The sequence below is a fragment of the Pontibacter saemangeumensis genome, assembly GCF_039541895.1.
GTDB classification, from domain to species: domain Bacteria; phylum Bacteroidota; class Bacteroidia; order Cytophagales; family Hymenobacteraceae; genus Pontibacter; species Pontibacter saemangeumensis.
Map to the genome: position 1 here is coordinate 1 of NZ_BAABHC010000018.1, position 7,206 is coordinate 7,206.

Annotated in this window: 8 protein-coding genes; 5 read left to right on the forward strand and 3 right to left on the reverse strand. The window is 50.8% G+C overall.

Annotated elements, in window-relative coordinates; all coding sequences use genetic code 11:
• A partial coding sequence (locus ABD920_RS17530) for a hypothetical protein (RefSeq protein ID WP_345160816.1) occupies window positions 1–253 on the forward strand: 253 nt, incomplete at its 5' end.
• A gap of 302 nt (window positions 254–555) precedes the next feature.
• Here the strand turns inward: ABD920_RS17530 and ABD920_RS17535 are convergent.
• Together ABD920_RS17535 and ABD920_RS17540 are read right to left on the reverse strand one after the other, a co-directional pair.
• The gene (locus ABD920_RS17535; protein WP_345160817.1) at window positions 556–954 is read right to left on the reverse strand and encodes a type II toxin-antitoxin system HicB family antitoxin; all 399 of its coding nucleotides are present in this window, start codon (window positions 952–954) and stop codon (window positions 556–558) included.
• A 28-nt stretch (window positions 955–982) separates the two neighbouring features.
• Window positions 983–1,162 (reverse strand): type II toxin-antitoxin system HicA family toxin, encoded by a 180-nt coding sequence (locus tag ABD920_RS17540; RefSeq protein ID WP_345160818.1) that lies wholly within the window; start codon window positions 1,160–1,162, stop codon window positions 983–985.
• A 610-nt stretch (window positions 1,163–1,772) separates the two neighbouring features.
• On the opposite strand from ABD920_RS17540, the gene ABD920_RS17545 reads away from it, so the two are divergent.
• Window positions 1,773–2,723, forward strand: coding sequence for a hypothetical protein (locus ABD920_RS17545; protein WP_345160819.1), 951 nt, complete (start codon window positions 1,773–1,775; stop codon window positions 2,721–2,723).
• Between the two features lie 70 nt (window positions 2,724–2,793).
• Complete coding sequence (locus tag ABD920_RS17550; RefSeq protein WP_345160820.1) at window positions 2,794–3,486, forward strand: outer membrane beta-barrel protein; 693 nt, start codon at window positions 2,794–2,796, stop codon at window positions 3,484–3,486.
• Window positions 3,487–3,588: 102 nt separating this feature from the next.
• On the opposite strand, the gene mobV is transcribed toward ABD920_RS17550, so the two are convergent.
• Window positions 3,589–4,608: a MobV family relaxase gene (gene mobV / locus ABD920_RS17555; protein WP_345160821.1), complete on the reverse strand. Its 1,020-nt coding sequence runs from the start codon at window positions 4,606–4,608 to the stop codon at window positions 3,589–3,591.
• 847 nt (window positions 4,609–5,455) lie between these two features.
• Between mobV and ABD920_RS17560 the strand changes: the two genes are divergently transcribed.
• Together ABD920_RS17560 and ABD920_RS17565 are read left to right on the forward strand one after the other, a co-directional pair.
• Window positions 5,456–6,379, forward strand: coding sequence for a replication initiation protein (locus tag ABD920_RS17560; protein ID WP_345160822.1), 924 nt, complete (start codon window positions 5,456–5,458; stop codon window positions 6,377–6,379).
• Between the two features lie 262 nt (window positions 6,380–6,641).
• Window positions 6,642–7,052, forward strand: coding sequence for a hypothetical protein (locus ABD920_RS17565; RefSeq protein ID WP_345160823.1), 411 nt, complete (start codon window positions 6,642–6,644; stop codon window positions 7,050–7,052).
• The last annotated feature ends 154 nt before the right edge of the window (window positions 7,053–7,206 follow it).

Below are 7,206 nucleotides of genomic sequence, written 5' to 3' on the forward strand. Positions count from 1 at the left end.
CTTCGAGACCATGGGCCACTGGAATTACAGAGTAATGAAGAAGCTGAATAGTTCGGGTGAGGACGAATACGGTATTCGTGAGGTCTACTATGATGAAGACGGGAATGTAAAGGGCTGGACTCAAAGCTCGATAACTCCTACTTTCCCTTCTGAAGATGACCTGTTGCAGGGCCTGGAGAGAATGAAGGCGGCATTTGAGAAGGAGACACTGGTAGACGAAGAGGGCAAGAAGGTGGAAGATCCGACAGCTTAATTAGCTGGCGTGTGAGGCTGTAAAATCATCAATGGGCCTCCCTTGTCTACTCCTTCCACTGATGCTTTCTGTAGCGTTTCCAGCTTCTCACGGGTGACCACCTCTCATACCCCCGTTTGTTGCAACCCTTGTGGGGTGGGCAGCAGAGGCGTAGCGCGCTACGCCAGAACAGTATGCGGTAGGCACGGGAATTCGTTTCCGCTTTTAGTTTGTGTGATCCTTTCATGTCGCATTAGGTTAGTACCTAATGCTTGTCGAACTCTTTTTTCATATCCGGTTCTAACAAGAGGGCCGTTGGGCAACTACAGCTCCACGGCCATCAGTTCACTGCCTAGCTTGTGCAGGGCGGCCTCGATCTTCTTGGCCTGGGGTTGCCGGGGCTTCTTCAGCCCGGAGGCATAGTGCTGCAATAGCCTCGCATTGATCCCTGTCAGATGGGCCAGCGCTGTCTGGCCCAGTATCCCCTTAAAATAGCTCAGCAGGCTCTGGGCGTCAAACTTGTACACCAGTTCATACTCACCCTTCAGAGCGGCGGGAATGTTCTCTTCCTGGTTGAACTCCTTCAGGAGCTGTATGGCCTCGACGATGGACTGCTTCGCCTCCGCCACTGTTTCCCCTCCGCCGTAGACACCCTCCACGTTCTCCGCATAGGCACTGTAGAGGTCGTCTGTCTTTTCGATAACGATTTTGATCTGGTTCATAACGTTGGCTTTCAATTCAAGAACAAGATTACTTAAGACCCATTTCCTTGGTCATTTTCGTTTCCAGGCCCTTGCCTATCTCCTTCGGCCCGTGGAACGGCACCGGATAAGTTCTACCGCCTTTTTCGTAAATGTAATGGCTGCCGGCTGTCCTGATGTGCACCCACCCATTCCTCACCACTTTGCGGTGGAACTCCGAAGATTTCATGGATTTGTTTCTATATTACTCCGCAAAGGTAGTAATTATACTACCATTACGCAATCTGCCGTGGAATCGTTCCCTCTCATCCGAAGGGGAGGTGTTTGCGATTTCTAGCCTTGCTCTTGAGTTGTGCCCCTTATTGCCTCCAAATATCACATTCCTAACAATCGCCCCTGCTTAACATAACACCGGTTATAGGGGAAACCCGCCTGATTGGCTGGAATCGAAGGGGACGGTTTTGGTACTTTCGCGGGGAGAGGGGGCCATTAGAATCTTCTGTTTTGCCCGGGCATACCTCCGCCTGCTACCTTGGCTATAGTGACCCGCTTGCAGGACAAGCTAGCCGAGTGGGCTTTGGCCTGTGGTGCAGGTGGCAGGGATTAGGCAACCGCAACCGAGGATTTAAATATTACCGTGAGCTGCCGCCGCTTCCATGTTACAATATCGCCTCCCGTGGCAGAAGTTATAGCCCCAAAAGCTACCCCAGAATAACTTGTACCCACTTAGAAACATCTTTGACATTTTATTTCCCATGTTGCAAAGGCACTATAAATAGCTTTTTTTATATAATCAAATACTCTCATATTGTTCTGTGTTCAACATTTAAATATTCAACATGAGAAAACAAAACTTTACTTTCCCATCTGGCATCCTGCTCAGGGTGCTGCTTTTTATGTTTCTTTCCACATCCGTCTTCTTGTGGGGCTGCGACAAAGCCGGCGAAGCTGTAGCGCCAGCCGGAACCCAAACCCTCTCTGCTGCGCAGGTGCAGGCTGCAAGCTCGGGCAGCGAGCAAGACGATAAGTACAAAACTGACAAAACGGGCCAGTACGTGAGCAAAGACGTGCAGGTAACTGGCTACGAAGACGGCAGCGAACGGCCAACACGGCCTAAGTTTGATGCGGCGGAGGCAATAAGCACCATGAGTGAGCCTGTAGAGCCTCCTTGTGATCCTATTGTATCAGACTGCGGCGGGACTACCTATAATCCTCCTACTAAAACCTTTGTAAGTTCTGAGGGAAGAGGTGTATACAATGGAATTCCTGTTGGAGACATTTATTCCTTACGTTTGATAGTAGGCACCAGCTCCACTATTCAACCTACAGAAGGGCACATAAAGCTCGGCACTGACTTAAACAAAGGCGCTGGTGGTAAATATATCTATCTGACTTTCACACGTAATCCAGCATATTCCTATGAAAACGATGGATATCATCCTGCCCAAACCTTTGATGTTCCTGTTACTGGTATAAGGGTAGAGAGTTATACCCAGGCTTGCTACACCTTCAATTTTACTTGTAACGTTGCCCCGTGGAGAGCTTATAGGCATATTTTTAGGTTTGTAAACGGTGACAGCCTACCTGTTGATCTTAATGATGGTGCTGGTGGTAAATACGTTTATGGACACGCAACAAGAGATTCGTACTATGGAAGCCCAATTAAAGAAGTTGGGGTGCTATCAGGCTCATCAAGCACTATACAGCCTCCCACAGGATGGGTAAAAGTACCAAATGATCTAAATGAAAATGCCGGGGGCGACTATATATACTTTTGTTATAAAAAATAATTATTTTTTGTAACAGCTTTTCAAACCGCAGGTTCAATGCCTGCGGTTCCTTATTTAATCTTGGTATTAGATGAAATCAACTATAATATTGTCTCTTCTATTCCTTTCCTCCTTTGCAAGTGTGGCTCAGCAGGTAACACAAGACAATTCAGGTGAAGGTAAATTTTATATAGGCGCTGGCTTAACAAATGTCTGGTACCACATTTACTATGACAGTCCGAAAACAGATGAGTACGCTGTTAAAACAGGCTATTTCCATCCTATTTCATTAAATTTTGGATACAAAGCGAATGAGAGGATTAGCGTGCAGGTCGGGCTTGCTTATGGAGGCAGTAAAGACAGCGGAGAATGGTCTCCTGGTTCTACAGACACGTTACTGTACGAGGCGCACTCCAGAACACATGTACTAGCAATCCCTGTTGCAGGGCGACTTGTTTTTTTCAAAGCTTTCAGGCGATTTCCCATATATGGAACCGCCACACTGATGCCTTCTTTTGGCTCGACTAAAGCAAACAGAACGGAAACTCGCCACGGTGTTATTACATCTACTGAGGCTAAAGACAAAGGTATGAACGTGTTTGCCACAGTGGGCGTAGGCTTTAACTACAGAATCAGCACCAGATTTGAGGGATACGTTGAATACCTGTTCTTTAAAAGGAACCTGACCGGGAAGAATTCATTTGATCACGATTGGGATCAGTTTGCAACAAAATCAGAGCAGATTTACAGGTCCTTCGCACTTGGTATCAACTACAGGTTATAATAGCCTCTGACGTCCTCCCAATTTTAAGGCAGCGCTATGATAGATAGAAACAGCTAAAGCTATACAAGCTCGCATGCAGAAGGTGGTTTATAGGCCGGGGCACTATAATCCTATGCCCCGGCCTTTCTTCGGGCGCTCCTCCTGCTTTTCGCCCAGCTTCCTTTCTTCTGCTTTCTTGTAGCTGTTGGCGTAGACATCCATCACTTTTTTCTCCTCTTCGCTCACGGGCCTGCCCAGCAAGGACTTGACAAACATTGTCACCGTCTCCTGTAGGATGCTTAGGCGGCTCTTTACCGCCTTCAGCTCCTGCTGCAGCCTCGTGATCTGTCGCTCTTGGGCCTGGAGCTGCTGCTCTCTGCGCCGGAGCTCGATGGCCGCGTCCGTTTTCTCCTTTGTGGCCGATTTAAAGCGCTTCTGCACCTGCTGCTCGTACTGGGCCGGGTTTAGTCTGTCCAGCGCCGTGAGCCTCGGCAAATCGCATAGAACAGCCTCCTGCGCCTGCTGCTGCTGCCCCAGGTACCAGCCCTCCGCGTTGTGGATGGCCTTGCTCCCCCTTACGCCCCTGGAGAGCCCGAAAGGCGCCATGGCCTGGGCGTAGCGGTCCTGCCGCTGGCTCATGTCCTTTTTGTTGCCCAGGATCGTCTTGGCCGTCAGCTTGCCCTCCCGGAGCGGCACCACCACCGCGTGCAGGTGCGGGGTCTTCTCGTCCAGGTGCAGCACCAGGCGCACCACGTTCTCCTTGCCGAACTCCTGGGCCACGAACTGGTGGTTGGCCTTGAGCCACTGCTTCATCCGCTCCGGGTCCGCCTCGATGGCCTTCATGTCCTCGTGCGTGCCGGTGAACACCAGCGAGAGCGCCCGCACGGCGTCCTTCCGGATGGCGGTGATGCCGGTGTAGCCCTCGGCGATGCGGTCCGTGATGGCCGTGTGCAGGGGCTTGGCGCAGTGCCCGGTAACGGCGAACGCCTGGTTCAGGTGCCGCCGCCCGGCGTCGGCGTTCTGGAAGGTGTGCTCGTGGCCCTCCTTGCGGTCGATGTGGTTGCCCAGCCCCGCTCCGGAGGCGCTCATTTTCTCGGCGTGGAAGACGGCGAATCCCATGGTGGTGTGTTTGGTTTTTGGCATGCCCCCGGCCCCGCAGGGCCCGCGGCTTCGGCACGAAGTCTAGTGGGCTATACTTACTACCGGAAGTCCGTTCCCGGGGTTGTCCTTTCCTGGCCGGAACGGACAGGGGAGCCGCACGGAAGCGCTTGGCTTAGGAATGCCTGCAGCACCTGGCGGGAAAGACGCGCAGCGGCTGGCAGTCTCTTGGGTAAAGATAGTGAAGCAGGCGGCCAGGGGTAATACAAATGGCGACTAAAAACCCTGTTTGGCACAGAAACTTCACAGGCTGGGGTGGCGGGGGCTGGCTTATAAAAACTCGTTTTAAGCCCTTTTAAGCGCGTCAGCTCTTTTGGAAGGTGTAGCCACGTTTTTTCCCCGGGCCTCTCGCAGGGCCGGGTTATGGCTCTCCTGTGGCCTTAATTCTGCAGGGCTCCCGGTCTCATCCGGGCAGGTGCTGGAGTTCGCGTCATACAATCAACTAAAGTTTTAGTTGTCGCGCCCCGGTGCTCTTTTTTTCTCCCTTTTGTTGTTTTTTGCTTTTTTCTGTCTGCCCTACACCCCTGCCGGTTTAGTGGGTTCCCTAAACGCCTTACGCGCGCATGCGCGAAGCACAACTTTGTGTATTTGTAGTTATTTGTTCTATTTGCAGGAGGCTGTAACTTCCTGTATGTCATCTTATTACAGAGTTTAAAAGAAAGGTTTTATAAGCGAAAAGAAAGGTTTTATAAGCGAAAAGAAAGGTTTTATAAGCGAAAAGAAAGGTTTTATAAGTTGAAAAGAAAGGTTTTATAAGCGAAAAGAAAGCACTAATTAAAATACTTTTTTTTATTCCTTCCTTTGCTATATTTGCTTTAAACCAGCCCTGCCTATGTCCACGCCTGCCACTACTGATATCCAGATCAGACAACACAACATCATCACTACTGCCCGCTATGACTACACCGCCTGTCAGCTGGATATTCTCTTCTGCCTGCTATCGCAACTAAAGAAAGAAGATGCTTCCAATACACGCTATATTATTTACATCAAGGATATTGAGAGCCTGACAGGACGCAGATGGAATTACCAGCAACTCCGGAAGGCTACAGCGGATATGGGTTCCCGAATGTTTGAGGTGAAGGAGGGCAAGCAATACAGTCAGCTATGGATGTTCCAGCGGGCAACCTATACTGAGGGCCGCGGCTGTCTAGAGATCAAGCTGTCCGAAGACATAAAGCCCTACCTGTTCGAACTGAAAAACAACTTTACATCTTATCAACTGCACTCTGCCTTAAAGCTCACCAGCAAGTATGCTAAGCGCATTTACCAACTGGCCAGCCAGTGGAAGGATATTGGGGAAACCTGCGTTTACTCTCTCGACACTTTTAAAACGATGCTGGGCCTAAAGGACCCGGACGGGAAGCAGCCTGAGCAGTATACCACCGTTTCCATGCTGCAGAAGTATGTTCTTGATATCGCGGTACGCCAAATCAGTGAGTGTACCGATTTGGCCGTAAGCTATCAGCTGATCAAGGAAGGTCGGGCTTACCAGGCGGTCCGGTTTTACATCAAGCCTCAGGTGCCTGAGCAGCTCCCTATTCCGTTTGAAGAGCAGAGCGATGTACGGCACCAGAATGCCAGCCAGTTGCTGGAAGAGCTCGGCATCAAAGACTCTAAGCTGGTGCAGCGGATCCTATCTGAGAAGGCGCTCACAGACGGTTTGTTTAAATTCAGCTACGGCCTGAAGACTGGCAGGACCAAGGCAGACAAGAACGCTGGCGGCCTGCTCCTGAAGGTGCTGGGCCTGCGCTGAAAAATTACAACCTGAAGCCTACCATACTTTCATCTTCAGGCAGTAACTATTATTTTGGACGCCTGAATAAACGCCTGAATTGCCTGAACAAATGCCTAAACCACGCCTGAACCCGCCTGAACAGACGCCTGAATTTATTCTCTTAAGTGAGGCTGTGATATTGACCGGAAAGAATGAGAGCACGATACGCCGGTTCTTCAAAAAGCCAGAGAATAAACCTAATACTCGGACAAAAGGGGGGAAAGTGTATGTGGACAAAAGCATGCTCCTGCAACAATACCCCACGCCTGAACAGGCGCCTGAATTGCCTGGGAAAACGCCTGAACAGACGCCCGGCGCGCCTGAACAAGCGCCTGAGACGCCCAGACAGCCCTATGAGGCCGAATTGGTGGCGCTCCTGAAGGAGCAGATCGCGGAGCTGAAGACAGACAAGGCGATGCTGAAAGAACAACTGGAGATAAAGGACAGGCAGCTGGCCAGGGCTGACGAGCGCACAAATTACCTGCTGCTTCAGAGCAACAACCACCAACCGGCGCAAGCCCAAACGGAGCATGCGACCTTTGAGGCACCAGCGGCACCGGAGGCAAAACCGCAAAAGGAAGAGCCCAACCCACAGCCCGATCAGGAGCCGGAACAGCCGCCCCGCGCCTGGTGGCGTCGCCTGTTCTCATAGCGGCAAAGCATTCCAACAAAAGGGAAGAAAGAGTAACTTTAATCACTTGAACCGTATACCACGCACAATTCCCTTCGAGACCATGGGCCACTGGAATTACAGAGTAATGAAGAAGCTGAATAGTTCGGGTGAGGACGAATACGGTATTCGTGAG